The following is a 15,524-nucleotide window of genomic DNA, read 5'->3' as shown; positions in this document are numbered from 1 at the left end:
TGCTGTGCATATGCAGTTTGATGAGGGAGTTAGATGCAAAACATTGTTTGTTGTTTCATCTAATGTTTCTTATAATCAAATCAAGAAATAACGTAATTTTTGTCTACGGTTTTTTGCAATCTGATTATTCATAATCAATCAAATGGAATATATATTTGATCGATTTTTAGAATATTTAGTTATATAAGAATGATTTAAGTTTAAATTTAACAGGGGAATGTTATGCAGCCGCAAATGATGGGTGGGATTATACAGGTAAATATTCCTGATAAAGCAACCTTGCAATCTAGCTATATGCCTTTTGTTCAAGGCGGAGGTTTATTTGTTCCAACTAAACAAGCTGTGAAAATGGGGCAAGAAGTTTTCGTGCTGGCGACCTTACCAGAACAATCTCAGAAAATACCACTCACAGGGAAAGTAATTTGGATTTCTCAAAAACATACTCATTTTAAACCACAAGGCTTTGCAATCCAGCTTGTGGGAGAAAAAGGTGTGTATTATAAAAATGAAGCTGAAAAATTGTTGGCAGGATCTAAGGCTTTAGATCGCCCAAGTTATACAATGTAATTATAGTCGTAGATAGGAAAAAATAGTGTTTGTTGATACGCATTGCCATTTAACCATGTTGGATTTAAGTCCTTATGAAGGAAACTTAGATCAAGCACTTGAACAAGCTCGACTTGCAGGTGTTTCGAAGTTCATGGGGATTTCAGTTGATCTTGATGATCATATTAAATTGGCAGAAATCGCATCTCGTCATCACGATGTTGGATATACCGTAGGCGTGCATCCTTGTGAAGATGATCATGTGATGACAAGAGCAACAACAGACTATTTGGTTGAACTAGCCCAATCTGAAAAAGTTTGGGCGCTAGGTGAAACTGGCTTGGATTATTATCACAGTACAGATTTTATTACAGAACAAAAACAATGCTTTGCTCGTCATATACAGGCTTCAAAAATAGTAAAGAAACCAGTTGTTGTACACACCCGATCAGCTAAACACGATACTGTTGATATCATTAGAACTGAACAATCGACACATGGTATTTTACATTGCTTCACTGAAGACTGGGAAACAGCCAAAGCTGTGTTGGATTGTGGCTACTATATTTCTTTCTCTGGGATTATTTCATTTAAAAATGCCCAAGATTTGCGAGATGTTGCAAAACAAGTACCACTTGATCGAGTGCTAATAGAAACAGATAGTCCTTATTTAGCACCTGTGCCATATCGCGGTAAAACGAATGAACCAAAATATGTTCCTTATGTAGCAAAAGCACTAAGTGATGTATATGATAAATCGCTTGAAGAGATTGGTATGATTACCACACAAAATTTCGAGAATCTCTTAAATTTGAAATAAACGGTTATTGTTGTACTAGGAAGAGAGTTATCACGTGAAAATGGATCGTCAAGCTCAGTTTAGAGCACGAGAAGTATTAATTTTTCAAATCGCTGAGCAACTCCTATTAGAAAATGGTGAAGCAGGCATGACCTTGGATGCTCTTGCAGCAGAGTTAGATCTTGCCAAAGGCACATTATACAAACACTTTCAAAGTAAAGATGAATTGTATATGTTGTTAATCATTCGTAATGAGCGAATGCTTTTGGAAATGATTCAGGACACTGAAAAAAGTTTTCCTGAACATTTGGCTTTCTTTATGTTGCATCATTTACATCATCCTGAACGCACAGCATTATTTCATCAGATAGAAGAGCGTTTATCGACAACAGGTCAAGGTATACAGCTATTATTTAGTGAGTTATATAAAGTTCGTCGTCAGCGTTTGCGTATTATTATTCGTATGACAGAAAGCTATTTGTTGGATATTAATAGTACGATGACAACGCGTGATTATTTAGCATCCATTTGGTCTTTGACTTATGGCGCTGCCGTTATTCTCAATTCAAGTTTTTACCAGCGTTATCTTGGTTCAAGAGATACTCTGCGAGTTGCATATATCGAACAAGCTTTAGCCATGCCGAAGCAACTTGAAACAATTACGACATAGTTGGTCAATACAATGAACTGCTCGCAGCATAGTCGACAAAGAAGCAAACGACATCTTATTTCTCGGTTTGCTAAAGTTTCAAGCTATGCTCGATTTAAATGCGTCAACCCTGAGCATAGTTCTATGTCTAATACCCAGACAAAATTTCATCTTGTTCATCCTCACACTCGAAGTGTAGCTTCTTGTGCGGTAGAACCGCGCGTTGTTCGACGAAAATTTGCTCACTTCGAGCATAGAGCTTTGCCTTCTTGCGAAGCTGGGCTTTTCAGGGAGAAACGTTTAACTAAGCCTGTAACTCAAAGTATAGCTTCTCGACTTGCGACGCGATCGAGCGTTGCTCGATTTAATCGTGTCTCAGGATTTACCTTGATTGAGGTTATGGTCGTTATTGTGATCATGACGATTATGGCATCTTTGGTTGTATTGAATATTGGTGGTGTTGACCAGCGTAGAGCGATGCAAGCCCGTGAGATGTTTATTTTAGATCTAAAAAAGATTAATAAAGAAGCAACGGATCAAGCTAAGGTATTTGCTTTAAATACACAGAATGCGACTGATGTCGCACCGTTTAGCTATAATTTGTTTGAATATCACGATCAGAGCAAAGAACAAATTCAACAAGAAGATCGGACTTGGCAGCCTTATGTAGAATTCAAAACACGTCAGCTACCTGAGCAAGTTTCATTTAGCATTGAAAGTCTGGATAATGAGAGTTATCCAAAAGCTAACAATGAAGATTTGTTGGGTGGTAAGGCACCTCAGTTAATTTGGCTTGGCAATGGTGAGGTTAAACCTGTTCGGATTCAGTTTTATTATCAGCAACAAGCAATTGGGCACGAATTCGAGTTAGATCACTTGGGTAAAGTAAATGAAAATTAGATACTCAAAACATAGTGTTCTTTCAGGTACTCAGACGAAATTATGTTTGGCTCATCCTGCAACTCAAAGCATAGCTTCTCGTCTTGCGACACGATCAAGCGTTGCTCGATTTAATCGTGTCTCAGGATTTACCTTGCTTGAAGTTATGGTCGCATTGGCTATCTTTGCAGTCGCAGCAATTGCTTTAACAAAAATAGCGATGCAATACACTCAGTCGACTTCAAATGCAATTTTACGGACCAAAGCACAGTTTGTTGCTATGAATGAAGTTGCCACGATGGAAATGAACCAAGAGTGGCTAGATGGAACTCAATCTAAACAAGTGACCTCTCAAGGTGAAACGTGGCAAATTGATAAAAAAGCACAATCAACGATTAGCCCCAAAATACAACGTATTGAACTGCAAGTTAGCTTATTTAATGCTGATCAAGGCAAAGTAGAAGCGGGAATTACTAATGTTGTATTTTTTAATTATCCAGCAAAAGCTAGAACATAATGAATAATAAAAATGTGTTTGGTATTTCATCAGTTTCTAGTGCTCAACCAAAGTTTGACTTGGTTAATTCAAACACTCGAAGCTTAGTTCCCTGCTTTGCAGTAAGGTCGAGCATTGCTCGTCAGAAATCAGTTTTAGGATTTACCTTAGTGGAGCTGTTGGTTGCGATCGCAATTTTTGCTGTGCTTTCAATGATGGGTTGGAAGGTTTTTGATTATCTGCTTAAAGTCAAAGATCGTAATGCTGAACATGAGACACATTTATTTGAATTGCAAGATGCGTATCAGCAAATTTTAAGAGACAGTTTGCAAATTATTCCTTTAACAGCAAATGATGGGAGGCAAATACAGGCTGCTTTGGTGCTCAACGATAGAAGTTTTATGTTCAGTAAGGCGGGTGTCTCAGATCCTCTAAAGCAAGGTTTGTCACCTTATGAGCGAATAGAGTATCGTTATGATTCGGCACAGAAAAAAGTATATAGACTTAAATATTCAAACTTGAATATCCCAAATCGTATTCAACCTGTTTCAAGTACTTTGCTTGAAAATGTAGATCAATTTAAAGTAACTGTTTTGAATCCTCAAGAATTAACCCAATGGCCAGAAAATATCAATGATCCAAATAATGTAGTAGAACTAAAAAAGCTACCATTAGGATTGAAAATCCAGCTTACGGTAGCAGGAACAGATTATGAATGGATTTATAGTCTGCTTCGTACCAATCAGGATGGTCAATAATGATGATAAAGAATCAATCACAACATGGCGTTGCATTATTAACGATTTTGGTTATGGTTGCTTTAGCGACTATTTTGGCTGCAACTATCGCAAAGCGACAATCAAATACTGCTGAAAATACAGGATATTTGATGCGGCAAGATCAGTCTTTACTATATGCCAAGAGTGCTGAAGCTTTTTTTTCTGAGTTATTGATTCAAGACAGTGATAACGGCAGCAGTATTGATCATTTACAGGAAAATTGGGCAAAGCCTATGCCCCCATTTTCAGTTGAAGATGGTGCTGTATCTGGTCGTTTATTAGATGAATCTGGTAAATTTAACCTGAATAATTTGGTTAAATCTGATGGTAAAGTTGATGAAGCAGCCAAGCGTTGGTTTGAAAAACTTTTGCAGCGAGTTGGGCTTCCAGCAGAATTAAGTCAGGCTGTAATTGATTGGCAGGACAGTGATGATGAAACGACTGGTGCTATGGGGGCTGAGAGTAACTATTATCAAGGTTTAAATCCTGCTTATTTGGCATCGAATACAATGTTTCATAATGTTGATGAGTTGAAGCTTGTCAAAGGCTTTGAAGGTAAAAACTATGATTTGATTAAGCCTTATGTGACGGCTTTACCAGAGCAAACTAAAGTCAACATGAATACTGCATCGGCCTTATTATTGGCAAGTATAGATCCAAGAGTGGATGTAAACGCACTCGATCAAGAATTAAAAGCAAAACTCTCTAATTTAACTTATTTTAATAATGTTGATGATTTGTGGAAGTTAAATGCTTTTTCTGGGGTTGAGGATCAGACAAAAAATGATGTTGCAGGGCTGTTAGATAGCAAATCAAATTATTTCACTGCTCAAATTGAAGTTGTTTTAAGCGAACGGAAACGCCAATTTACTAGCTCTATGGTGAGAAAAGATAGGCAAGTTACTGTTTACTCAAGAAGTCTTGCACCTTTTAATTAATTTTCATCATTGAGTTTGCAAATGGTGACAAGATTTAAAATCAATCCCAATGCTAGTTCTTTTGCTTTATAATAAAATTCGTTTGCAGATAAAGATTAGCTTGGTGCATGTTAATTCGTAAATTATTTAAGTTTGAAAATGCTCATATTGTACGAAATTGTACATCGGATCGTTGTAAGCGTTCGATTCATGGGCATAGTTATAAAGTTGAATTATTATTAAAAGCGTCAAAGCTTGATCATGGACAAATGGTTTATGATTTTGGTCTTTTAAAAGGCGTCATTAAAGAGTTGTTTGATAGTTTTGACCATGCGATTTGTTTCTGGCAAAAAGATGATGCCGCGTACATAGATGCATGTAAAACGTTTAGTGCTCGCTGGATTTCCTTACCAGTTTCACCTTCGGCAGAGCAGTTTTCACGTATTTTCTTTTTCATTGCTCAACAAGTATTAAACTCGACTTCTACTCAGAATGGTGAGGGTGATGTTGAGGTGTATTCTGTGATCGTGCATGAGACAGATACGGGCTATGCTCAAAGCTTCCAAGAAGATATCGATAATGAGCAAATGGGCTTGTTGGATTTAGAGCAAATCATTTTTTCTGAACAAGTACAGTCCGAGTGGAGCGATACGCAGATGTATGAAAAACTGAAAAATGGTATGAAGTTTCAAAACCCGAATGTAGAACTACAAGTAAATATTTAAATACTTTATCAATTTATTGAGCGAATTAATTTCAAGGAATTTTGATGCAATTTACTGAACAACAGCAGGACAAATTAAATAAAGTTCAGTTGGATGACTCATGGAAAACTTCACTATCAGATTTTCTTCTCAGTCAGAAGATGGATAATTTGCGTGAATTTTTGCAACAAGAGATACTTGCACAGAAAACGATTTATCCGCCAAGTAAGCAAATTTTTAATGCATTCAACACTACGCCGTTAAATAATGTGAAGGTCGTAATTTTGGGACAAGATCCTTATCATGGCCCAAATCAGGCGAATGGCTTAAGTTTTTCTGTACAAAGAGGGGTTGCATTACCTCCATCTTTGCGTAATATTTTTCATGAGTTACATACTGACTTAGCTGTGCCTATTTCTCGTCATGGAGATTTAAGTAAATGGGCGGCTCAGGGTGTATTGTTGTTAAATAGTGTACTTACAGTTGCTGCTGGGCAGCCGACATCACATCAAAAGCAAGGATGGGAAGACTTCACCGATGCTGTGATTGATACGTTAAATGAACAACGTGAGCGAGTTGTCTTTATCTTATGGGGTGCTTATGCGCAACGTAAAGGGCAACGCATTGATCGCAATAAACACCTTGTGCTGACTGCAGCGCATCCATCTCCGCTTTCAGCGAATAGAGGTGGTTTTTTTGGTTGTAAAGTGTTTTCAAAAACAAATGATTATTTGAAACAACATGGCATTGAGCCTATAGACTGGCAATTGGACGCATAATGACTTCTCCCGATTTAAGTAGCTATCATCCTGATTTAGTTATCGAACAGGCAAAAAATGGTTGGCGTATTGTTCGTCTTAACAGACCAAAATCTTTACACGCATTAGATGAATCTATTGTTAGTGCCTTGTTGAAAGTGTTTGAAGACTTTCACGTCGATGAAAGTGTAAAAGCGATTTGGTTTGATTCAACAACGCCTAAAGCATTCTGCGCAGGTGGTGATGTTCGTAAACTTCGTCAATTAGTTATTAATAATGAAGTTGATACTGCAAACAAATTTTTTGAGCAGGAATATGCTTTAGATTTATTACTTCATAATTATGCTAAGCCAATTGTCGTTTGGGGTGAAGGCTATGTGATGGGTGGTGGTCTTGGGCTGTTTATGGCAGCTCCATTCCGTCTAGTTACGCCATATTCACGTTTGGCAATGCCAGAAATCAATATCGGTTTATATCCAGATGTAGGTGGTAGTCGTTTTTTAGCTGATCGTGGACAAATTGGTCTATTTACAGGTCTAACTGGTTCGATCATGACGGCTGCTGGTGCATTTAGCATTGGCTGGGCGACACATATTTGTGAGGCTCAACGAGATAACGTGCTTCAAAAAGTTCTCAATGTTGACTGGAATCATTATCCAGCAGGCGCATTTCGTGCAATTGATGACACTTTAAATAGTTTACACAGACCTGTAGCTTCTGGGCCATTGCAAAATTCTATTGATGTTATTCATAGCGTATGTCGTGGACAAAGCTTTGAATATGACTATCAAGCCATCATCGGTTTGAGCGAAGCGAGTAGTGACTGGTTACGTCAAGCAAGTGAGAATTTACAGAAGGGTTCTCCAAGCACTGCCGCAATCACATGGTTGTTATGGCAGTGGGGCAAGCAAGGTCATGCTTGGGATGAGGTTTTTGCTCTTGAAGCGCAAATTTCAGATTGGAAAATACGCCATCCAGACTTTGTAGAAGGTGTACGTGCACGTTTGGTGGATAAGGATCTTTCACCAGAATGGAAAGCTGCTGAAAAAATTACCTTAAAAGATATTTTGTCAGATCATCCTCCAGTAACAGATATTGATAGCTGGAATGCATTGTTGAGACAATATGGCGTTGTTTCATAATTTGTCATGACTGAAAGAAATATAGACGATGAATATTGGATGCAGTTTGCTTACGAGCAGGCTGCATTAGCTGCGGCAGATGGGGAAATTCCAGTTGGAGCAGTGATTGTAAGTGATGGTAAGATTATTGGTGCAGGTTATAACGCTCCGATTAAACTGTCTGATCCGACAGCTCATGCTGAAATTCAAGCATTACGTTCTGCTTGTACGTCAATTCAAAATTACCGCCTTCCTGATGATGCTGTTCTTTATGTAACTCTTGAACCTTGCACGATGTGCGTAGGTGCATTGGTTCATGCGCGTGTGCAAAAAGTTGTTTTTGCAACAACCGAACCTAAAGCTGGTTCTTTAGTGAGTGCTCGACAGTTACTAGAGAACGGATATTACAACCATAAGTTTACGTTTGAGCATGGCTGTATGCAGCAGCAATGCTCAAATCAATTAAGTCATTTTTTCAAGAAAAGAAGAGATGAAAAAAAGAAAAATCGTTTATCTAAAACGTCCTTAAATGATTAAAAATGTTTCATTAGTTGTGGCACACTAAGCCTCCCATGATTTTGGTTAGATCAAAAAGGCGAAGTTATGCGTAATGCAATCACTGTAAAAAAAGAATTTAATGCTCCGATTTCTGAAGTTTTTGAATTATTGTCAAAACATTCAACTTACAACAAAGCTTTCGCTCCAGTTCAAGTGGTACGTGTAAAAAATTCTGCTGATCCGCAACGCCCTGATGGTGTTGGCTCTGTTCGTCGTATGGGTTTTGGCCCAATTAAGCCGCTGCAAGAAGAAATTACGTTATTAGAAGAAAATAAACGTATCGAATATAAGTTGATTAATAACCCATTGGTAAAACATCATTTGGGACAAATTGACTTTAAAGAAATCACGCCATACATCACGCTTGTGACTTATAAGATTGAATTAACAGCAAAAGCACCTTTTGTAAGCAAATTAGTTCTTGCACAACTAAAAGCAGCCATTACACTAGGATTTTCTAAATTAGCCAAATCAGTTGCTTCATAAAAAAGAGATTGGAATGACAGTTCATATTATTACGATTGATGGTCCGAGTGGATCTGGTAAAGGTACATTGGCTGCAAAAATTGCCGCACATTATCATTTTAATTTATTAGATTCTGGCGCACTCTATCGTTTGCTTGGGCTGTCATTGTTTCAAAAAGGATTGTTGGATCAGCTTGATACAGCACTTAGCCAATGTGTTGATTGTGCATTGAATTTAAATATCGAATTCAAGTCAACTGAAAACTCGATTTTGATTTTCCTAGATGGAATTGATGTAACAAATACGATTAGAACTGAACAAGTGGGCGAGTACGCATCTAAAGTTGCTGCTGTTCCTGAACTGCGTAAAGCATTATTTGAACGACAACGTGCATTTATTCAAGCACCTGGTTTAGTTGCTGATGGCCGTGACATGGCAACTTCTATTTTTCCAGAAGCCCAAGCGAAAATTTATTTAACTGCTTCGGCTGAGTCTCGGGCTGAGAGACGCGTAAAACAGTTGCAGGGCATGGGTCTTGATGCTAAAATAAGCGACATTTTATCTAACATACAAGCTAGAGATAAGCGAGATATGGAGCGTACAGTTGCTCCGCTTAAGCCAGCTGATGACGCGTATATCATTGATAGTTCTACAATAGGCATCGATGAGGTGTTTCAGTTAATGGTTGACTATATCAATAGCTGTATAAAATAGATACACAGTTTTTTTATCAGTTGAAGCATTGCTTGATCAGATTTTTTGGACAATGTAACAACTTAACTAAACCGGCCTTGTCTGATCCAAGACCGCGGACTTTATCAGGTATATCATGACCGAATCTTTTGCAGCCCTCTTTGAAGAAAGTGAATTAAACCTCAACGTTGAAAAGGGTGCAGTCATCCAAGGTACTGTTGTTAGTATCGATTCTGACTGGGTTACTGTTGACACTGGCCTTAAATCTGAAGGCGTAGTTGACCGTGCTGAATTTTTAAATGAACAACGTGAACTTGAAGTTCAAGTTGGCGATACTGTTGACGTAGTTGTTGAAGCACTTGACAACGGTATGGGTCAAACAGTTTTATCACGTGAAAAAGCGAAGCGTGCTGAAACTTGGACTAAACTTGAGAAAATCTTTGAAGACGGCGAAATCGTTACTGGTGTTATCTCTGGTAAGGTTAAAGGCGGTTTCACTGTTGACATCGGTCCTGTACGTGCATTCTTACCAGGTTCTTTAGTTGACACTCGTCCTATCCGTGACACAACTCACCTTGAAGGTAAAGAGTTAGAGTTCAAAGTAATCAAACTTGATGCTAAACGTAACAACGTTGTTGTATCTCGTCGTGCAGTTATGGAAGCTGAATCTTCAGCTGACCGTGAAGCATTACTTGCTCAACTTGAAGAAGGTCAAACAGTTACTGGTACGATCAAGAACCTTACTGATTACGGTGCGTTCGTTGATCTTGGCGGTATTGATGGTCTTCTTCATATCACAGATATGGCTTGGAAGCGTATTAAGCACCCTTCAGAAGTGGTTGAAGTTGGTCAAGAAGTTACTGTTAAAGTACTTAAGTTTGACCGTGAGCGTAACCGCGTATCATTAGGTCTTAAGCAATTAGGCGAAGATCCATGGTTAGCGATCATGAGCCGTTATCCTAAAGGTTCTATCGTTAAAGCACGCGTAACTAACTTAACTGACTACGGTTGCTTTGCTGAAATCGCTGAAGGCGTTGAAGGTTTAGTACACGTTTCAGAAATGGACCACACAAACAAAAACATCCACCCATCTAAAGTAGTTCAGATCGGTGACGAAGTTGATGTTATGGTTCTTGAAGTTGACGAAGAACGTCGTCGTATTTCTTTAGGTATCAAACAAACTCGTGCTAACCCATGGGAAGAGTTTGCTAAGTCTAATGAAAAAGGCGAAAAAGTTTCTGGTACGATCAAGTCAATCACTGACTTCGGTATCTTCATCGGTTTATCTGGTGGTATCGACGGTTTAGTGCATTTATCTGATATTTCTTGGAACGAACAAGGCGAAGAAGCTATCCGTCGTTACAAGAAAGGTGACACAGTTGAAGCAGTTATCTTATCTGTAGACGCTGAAGGTAACCGTATCAGCCTTGGTATCAAGCAATTAAACAGCGACCCATTCAATGACTTCTTAGCTGCGAATGAACGTGGTGCTTTAGTTAAAGGTACTGTAACTGCTGTTGACGCTAAAGGCGCTACAGTTAAGTTAGCTGATGACATCGAAGCAACTCTTAAAGCATCTGAAATCAACCGTGATCGCGTTGAAGATGCGACTAAATTCTTAGAAGTTGGTCAAGAAGTTGAAGCGAAGATCATTAACGTTGATCGTAAATCACGCTCTATCAACTTGTCTATCAAAGCGAAAGACGAAGCTGAAGAGAAAGAAGCTGTGAACAACGCTCGTCAAGCTGCTGCTACTCAAGCTGCAGAAAGCAATGGTCCTAAGACTATTGGTGACTTAATTAAAGCTCAAATGAAGTAATTTGTTAAAAGGTACGTTTCTTGTAACAGAGACGTACTTTTTTATACAAAAATACTGTAAACGGTAGCGTAGTATTGATGTACTGCGCTACCGTTTTGTATTTAAACAGGTTATTATTAAAAACATTGAGAAGTAGCGATAATTAAAGAGGTCATCAATGACGACTGAAGCACTTAATAAATCTGATTTAATTGAACGGATTGCACTTAAAAACCCACACTTAGCTGAGCCTTTGGTTGAAGATGCAGTTAAGATCATGATTGATCAGATGATCGAAGCACTTTCGAGTGGTGATCGTATTGAAATTCGTGGTTTTGGTAGCTTTGCTTTACATCACCGTGAACCACGTTTAGGTCGTAATCCTAAGACAGGTAGAGCAGTTGATGTTGCGGCAAAAGCAGTTCCTCATTTCAAACCTGGTAAAGCACTTCGTGATGCGGTAAACGAATCAGCTAAATAAAAAAGAGAGGTGCAGCTTATGCGCTATGTATTAATTGCATTACTCGTTGCTATTTTTGGCTATGCTTTAGCCTTGGTTCTTCAGAATCCAGCGGAATTACAAGTAGATCTATTATTTACTCAAGTTCCTGCAATGCGTTTGGGTTTATTACTTTTGTTAACCCTAGCATTAGGAATTGTTGTTGGTTTATTGTTGGGTGTTCAGGTTTTCCGAGTGTTCCAAACAAGTTGGGAAATCAAGCGTTTACGTAAAGATATTGATCACCTTAGAAAAGAGCAGATTCAACTTGCACAACAGGCTGCTGCTGAAGCTGCTGCAAGTGTAAGGCATGAGAAAACTGTTCTGGATATTAATCCTGAAGGTCAATCTCGTACTCCACTGTAATTAAAGAATTCTAAGATTATTTATAATCTAAAAAATAGCTCTTTGTGTTAATCAAGGAGCTATTTTTTTACTAAGAAAAACCTAAATATCTTAAAGTTGCTGTTACTACGATTGCGACTAAAATAACAACAATCAAAGAGTATCTTTTCCAAGCAAATAAAATTGCAACCGAAACGCCAATTATTTTGCTTATTCCACTAAATTCATTCTCTGTAAAAATTGTATTGAATATAGCTAGTGTAAATAAAAGAACGCAAGCTGAATCTGAAAGCATTTGTCGATGATGCTCTTTAAAGGCAATTCGATTCGCAAGGTAAATGCCAGAATATCGAATGAGATAAGTTCCGATTGATAAGATCGCAATGCCTGCAACTATATAAACTGTATCGTATTTCATTTTGATTTTCTCCCTAGGAGTAAACCAAACATAGAAAGTAAAACTGGTAGGCCTGTCGGTAAAAAAGGAATAGAGGCTAAAGATAACCCACTGCCTAGAAATACTCTGTTTCGAGTCGTTTTATTTTTCAACAGAGGAAGTATCAATGCAAAGAGAATGGCAGGAAATGCCGCATCAATCCCGAAGGCATAAATATTTGGAATATTCTGACTTAATAAATAACCAATGATTACGCCGACTGGCCAAAGAATAGCGATACCTATTCCACACATCCAATATGCTGATTTTTTTAAAGCTGGTTGTTTTTGGCTCAATCCAAACATAACACTTTCATCATTCATGATGTGGTAGGCGACAAAACGTAAAGCATTTTTTTCTATAAAATCAGCAACGGATAGTCCAAATGGTAAGTGTCGTAAATTGATGAGAATACCTGTGAATGCTGCAAAAATAGGGTTTGCACCTGTTGCAATCATACCAACAAACGTAAATTCAGCAGCACCAGCAAGAACTGTCAGCGAAAGAATAAGTGGAATCCAGAGCGGTATATTGAAACTGGCAGCTACAGCACCTAATGAAATCCCAACGATGCCTGTGGCAATTGAGATCAAAATAATCGCTCTGATTAGACCATAGTGTATTTTATTAGACATATCAGATTTCTATAACAAACGAACGTACGATATAATAGTGCATTGTCATGTTGTTCGTCAAAACGAACGAACGTTTTTTATGGTGTACTATGTCATTGCCAATTGAAATCGTTGCAAAAGGTTTGCAGAGAGAGAGACAAAAAGCTGGATTATCATTAGCAGAAGTCGCTAGACGTGCTGGTATTGCAAAATCGACTTTATCTCAGTTAGAAGCCGCACAAGGAAATCCTAGTTTAGAAACCTTATGGGCATTGTGTGTAGCTTTGGACATTCCATTTGCTAAATTAATGGAAAGCAATATTGCTCAAACCCAAGTCATTCGTTTCGGCGAAGGCCCATCTGTTTCATCAGAAGTAGCACATTATCAAGCAATCTTATTAGCAAACTGTCCGACAGGTGCAAGACGTGATGTTTATATCTTGACAACTCAGCCCGGTGAGCCGCGTTGCAGTAAACCGCATCCGATTGGTAGTGTTGAGCACATTATTATTATGAAAGGTAAAGCGAAAGTCGGCTTGATTACTGAACCAATGATATTGGAGGAAGGAGATTATATTTGTTATCCTGCTGATCAAGATCATATTTTTGAAGCATTAGAATTAGATACACGTGCAATATTAATTTCCGAACAAAGATGATTTAGGTTTGATAGAAATGCTTTTTTTGATTAAGCGTGTTTTCATACTTTGTTCATTTTATTATTCACTCTATAATTAAGCCGATTTTTATGTGATGGAACTAGATTCGTGAGTATTATTGTTGCCTTAGACGCAAAAAGCCAATATGACGCCTTAACAATTGTAGAACAGCTTGATCCGTCACTTTGTCGCGTCAAAGTTGGTAAAGAATTATTTACGCATGAAGGGCCATCGGTTGTTAAAAATTTACAAGATAAAGGCTTTGAAGTATTCCTTGATTTAAAATTCCATGATATTCCAAATACGACAGCCCAAGCTGTATGCGCTGCTGCTGACTTAGGTGTGTGGATGGTCAATGTACATGCATCTGGTGGTCGTAAAATGATGGAAACCTGTGTAGAGCGTTTAAAAGCAGGTAACTATAAGACTCAACTCATTGCAGTCACAGTTTTAACTTCAATGGGTCGTGAGGATTTACGTGATATTGGTTTAGATATTGAACCAGTCGAACACGTAAAACGTTTAGCGAAATTAACTCAAGAAAGTGGTTTAGATGGTGTTGTATGCTCAGCACAAGAAGCAAAAATTCTACGTGACATGTTGGGTCAAGAGTTTGCATTGGTGACGCCGGGTATTCGTCCTGAAGGTTCAAATGCAGATGACCAAAAACGCATTGTCACACCTAAACAAGCAATGTTAGATGGTTCTACTCATCTAGTCATTGGTCGACCAATTACTAAGGCTGAGAATCCGACTGAAATGTTGAAATCAATTTTAGCTTCTATCTAACTCATTTGTTTTATAAAAATAGGTGGTATGAATTACCACCTATTTTTATTTGAATTGCATGGTTTTTTAGTAATTAGAAATTTAAGCTCAAAAATAAACTAATTAATAATGGTGCAAGTAACGATAAAATTAATCCACTCATCATTGCATGGGGCACATAATGCGTACCGCACGATTGTTTTACCATCGCAAGTGTAACGTCCATTGAGGTGGCACCTGCGCTGGAAATTGCAGAGCGAGGGAAACGCCAACCTAGGCAATACATCAATAAAATTGCAAAAATTTCTCTAAATAGATCTGTTAATAAGGCAATTCCACCTAGCTTAGGTGAGTGCAATTCAGTGAATAAAATTCCAGACATTGAATACCAGCCGTAACCTTGGGCTAAGGCCATAACTTCATTTAGATGATACTGCTTACACAAGAGTAAATAATTAAAGAGTGCTGCAAGGCAAGAGCCGATAAAAGCGGCTAGAGGTACTAAGAGAATTCGCCAGCTTAACCAGCTACGGTCAAATTGTGTAAACGCCAGTTCGACACCGATGAGAAAAATAAAAATGAGTAATAAATACCAACTATTGAACTCAAATTGTATTTCAGACCTATTTATTAATATACCTAGTAGAATACCGATACCTAGCGCTAGAAATGCTTTGGCTATATTTTTTAAAGCATCCACAAATAGGTGTAATGAAATCTTGCCTTGTAAGCTTTGCCGATCAATCAATTTGTACGTCAATAAACAAACAAAGAATGAACCAATCGAGGTCGTAAAAGCAATCAAGATTGCTGGCGGAAGGATAGTTGTAGGATGATCAATATGATTGAGCGCTTGGGTCAATTCAAATGCCACACTTACTAATAGAATATAAGAAAAATAAGGAAGAATTTTAAAGACAAATTGCTTTAGATTTTTAGAAAGATGGGGTGCTATAAAATAGCCTAAGCTAATCGCAATAAATATTTGGAAGATCAGAATAAATGAATGCATAAAAAAAGCAGGTTATAAATAACCTGCT

21 protein-coding genes are annotated in these 15,524 nt (G+C 38.0%); 18 read left to right on the top strand and 3 right to left on the bottom strand.

Annotated features, from left to right (window positions below; genetic code table 11):
• Window positions 1-222: 222 nt before the first annotated feature.
• From F959_RS10350 to F959_RS10275, 16 genes are all read left to right on the top strand, one after another.
• Window positions 223-567 (top strand): PilZ domain-containing protein, encoded by a 345-nt coding sequence (locus tag F959_RS10350; RefSeq protein WP_004879891.1) that lies wholly within the window; start codon window positions 223-225, stop codon window positions 565-567.
• Window positions 568-592: 25 nt separating this feature from the next.
• A complete protein-coding gene (locus F959_RS10345; RefSeq protein ID WP_004879890.1) occupies window positions 593-1,366 on the top strand; it encodes a TatD family hydrolase in 774 nt (257 codons plus the stop codon).
• Between the two features lie 40 nt (window positions 1,367-1,406).
• On the top strand, window positions 1,407-2,015 hold the full coding sequence (locus F959_RS10340; RefSeq protein ID WP_017196661.1) for a TetR/AcrR family transcriptional regulator: 609 nt from the start codon (window positions 1,407-1,409) through the stop codon (window positions 2,013-2,015).
• A 303-nt stretch (window positions 2,016-2,318) separates the two neighbouring features.
• Window positions 2,319-2,894: a type II secretion system protein gene (locus tag F959_RS10335; protein WP_029424830.1), complete on the top strand. Its 576-nt coding sequence runs from the start codon at window positions 2,319-2,321 to the stop codon at window positions 2,892-2,894.
• Window positions 2,884-3,390 carry a type II secretion system minor pseudopilin GspI gene (gene gspI, locus F959_RS10330; RefSeq protein ID WP_004879884.1) on the top strand — a complete coding sequence of 169 codons (507 nt, stop codon included), beginning with the start codon at window positions 2,884-2,886 and terminating at the stop codon, window positions 3,388-3,390. Before F959_RS10335 ends, gspI begins: the two co-directional genes overlap by 11 nt.
• Window positions 3,390-4,127 carry a type II secretion system minor pseudopilin GspJ gene (gene gspJ, locus F959_RS10325; protein ID WP_004879882.1) on the top strand — a complete coding sequence of 246 codons (738 nt, stop codon included), beginning with the start codon at window positions 3,390-3,392 and terminating at the stop codon, window positions 4,125-4,127. The genes gspI and gspJ overlap by 1 nt, the downstream gene beginning before the upstream one ends.
• Before the next feature lie 2 nt (window positions 4,128-4,129).
• Window positions 4,130-5,086 carry a type II secretion system minor pseudopilin GspK gene (gspK, locus tag F959_RS10320; RefSeq protein ID WP_029424827.1) on the top strand — a complete coding sequence of 319 codons (957 nt, stop codon included), beginning with the start codon at window positions 4,130-4,132 and terminating at the stop codon, window positions 5,084-5,086.
• A 107-nt stretch (window positions 5,087-5,193) separates the two neighbouring features.
• Window positions 5,194-5,790 carry a 6-pyruvoyl trahydropterin synthase family protein gene (locus F959_RS10315; protein ID WP_004879878.1) on the top strand — a complete coding sequence of 199 codons (597 nt, stop codon included), beginning with the start codon at window positions 5,194-5,196 and terminating at the stop codon, window positions 5,788-5,790.
• A 44-nt stretch (window positions 5,791-5,834) separates the two neighbouring features.
• Window positions 5,835-6,548, top strand: a complete 714-nt coding sequence (gene ung, locus F959_RS10310; protein ID WP_004879875.1) for a uracil-DNA glycosylase — start codon at window positions 5,835-5,837, stop codon at window positions 6,546-6,548.
• The gene (locus F959_RS10305; RefSeq protein WP_004879873.1) at window positions 6,548-7,669 is read left to right on the top strand and encodes an enoyl-CoA hydratase/isomerase family protein; all 1,122 of its coding nucleotides are present in this window, start codon (window positions 6,548-6,550) and stop codon (window positions 7,667-7,669) included. The genes ung and F959_RS10305 overlap by 1 nt, the downstream gene beginning before the upstream one ends.
• 6 nt (window positions 7,670-7,675) lie before the next feature.
• Window positions 7,676-8,185 (top strand): tRNA adenosine(34) deaminase TadA, encoded by a 510-nt coding sequence (gene tadA, locus F959_RS10300; RefSeq protein WP_004879870.1) that lies wholly within the window; start codon window positions 7,676-7,678, stop codon window positions 8,183-8,185.
• A 66-nt stretch (window positions 8,186-8,251) separates the two neighbouring features.
• Complete coding sequence (locus tag F959_RS10295) at window positions 8,252-8,692, top strand: SRPBCC family protein (protein ID WP_004879868.1); 441 nt, start codon at window positions 8,252-8,254, stop codon at window positions 8,690-8,692.
• Between the two features lie 13 nt (window positions 8,693-8,705).
• The gene (cmk, locus tag F959_RS10290; protein WP_004879866.1) at window positions 8,706-9,386 is read left to right on the top strand and encodes a (d)CMP kinase; all 681 of its coding nucleotides are present in this window, start codon (window positions 8,706-8,708) and stop codon (window positions 9,384-9,386) included.
• A 115-nt stretch (window positions 9,387-9,501) separates the two neighbouring features.
• Window positions 9,502-11,184, top strand: a complete 1,683-nt coding sequence (gene rpsA / locus F959_RS10285; protein ID WP_004879865.1) for a 30S ribosomal protein S1 — start codon at window positions 9,502-9,504, stop codon at window positions 11,182-11,184.
• A gap of 157 nt (window positions 11,185-11,341) precedes the next feature.
• Complete coding sequence (locus F959_RS10280; RefSeq protein WP_004879864.1) at window positions 11,342-11,644, top strand: integration host factor subunit beta; 303 nt, start codon at window positions 11,342-11,344, stop codon at window positions 11,642-11,644.
• 18 nt (window positions 11,645-11,662) lie between these two features.
• Window positions 11,663-12,028 (top strand): lipopolysaccharide assembly protein LapA domain-containing protein, encoded by a 366-nt coding sequence (locus tag F959_RS10275; protein WP_004879862.1) that lies wholly within the window; start codon window positions 11,663-11,665, stop codon window positions 12,026-12,028.
• Between the two features lie 70 nt (window positions 12,029-12,098).
• Here F959_RS10275 and F959_RS10270 read toward each other — a convergent pair whose 3' ends face one another.
• The gene (locus F959_RS10270) at window positions 12,099-12,425 is read right to left on the bottom strand and encodes an AzlD domain-containing protein (RefSeq protein WP_004879860.1); all 327 of its coding nucleotides are present in this window, start codon (window positions 12,423-12,425) and stop codon (window positions 12,099-12,101) included.
• Window positions 12,422-13,078: an AzlC family ABC transporter permease gene (locus tag F959_RS10265; RefSeq protein ID WP_004879857.1), complete on the bottom strand. Its 657-nt coding sequence runs from the start codon at window positions 13,076-13,078 to the stop codon at window positions 12,422-12,424. The genes F959_RS10270 and F959_RS10265 overlap by 4 nt, the downstream gene beginning before the upstream one ends.
• A gap of 89 nt (window positions 13,079-13,167) precedes the next feature.
• On the opposite strand from F959_RS10265, the gene F959_RS10260 reads away from it, so the two are divergent.
• Window positions 13,168-13,716 carry a helix-turn-helix domain-containing protein gene (locus tag F959_RS10260; protein ID WP_007481830.1) on the top strand — a complete coding sequence of 183 codons (549 nt, stop codon included), beginning with the start codon at window positions 13,168-13,170 and terminating at the stop codon, window positions 13,714-13,716.
• Window positions 13,717-13,824: 108 nt separating this feature from the next.
• On the top strand, window positions 13,825-14,505 hold the full coding sequence (gene pyrF, locus F959_RS10255; RefSeq protein ID WP_004879853.1) for an orotidine-5'-phosphate decarboxylase: 681 nt from the start codon (window positions 13,825-13,827) through the stop codon (window positions 14,503-14,505).
• 73 nt (window positions 14,506-14,578) lie between these two features.
• Here pyrF and F959_RS10250 read toward each other — a convergent pair whose 3' ends face one another.
• On the bottom strand, window positions 14,579-15,496 hold the full coding sequence (locus tag F959_RS10250; protein ID WP_004879850.1) for a LysO family transporter: 918 nt from the start codon (window positions 15,494-15,496) through the stop codon (window positions 14,579-14,581).
• Window positions 15,497-15,524: the final 28 nt, after the last annotated feature.

Origin of the sequence: Acinetobacter venetianus RAG-1 = CIP 110063 (genome assembly GCF_000368585.1) — a bacterium.
GTDB lineage: Bacteria > Pseudomonadota > Gammaproteobacteria > Pseudomonadales > Moraxellaceae > Acinetobacter > Acinetobacter venetianus.
The sequence above is the reverse complement of the archived record's forward strand: the minus strand, read 5'-3'. Positions and strand labels throughout refer to the sequence as shown.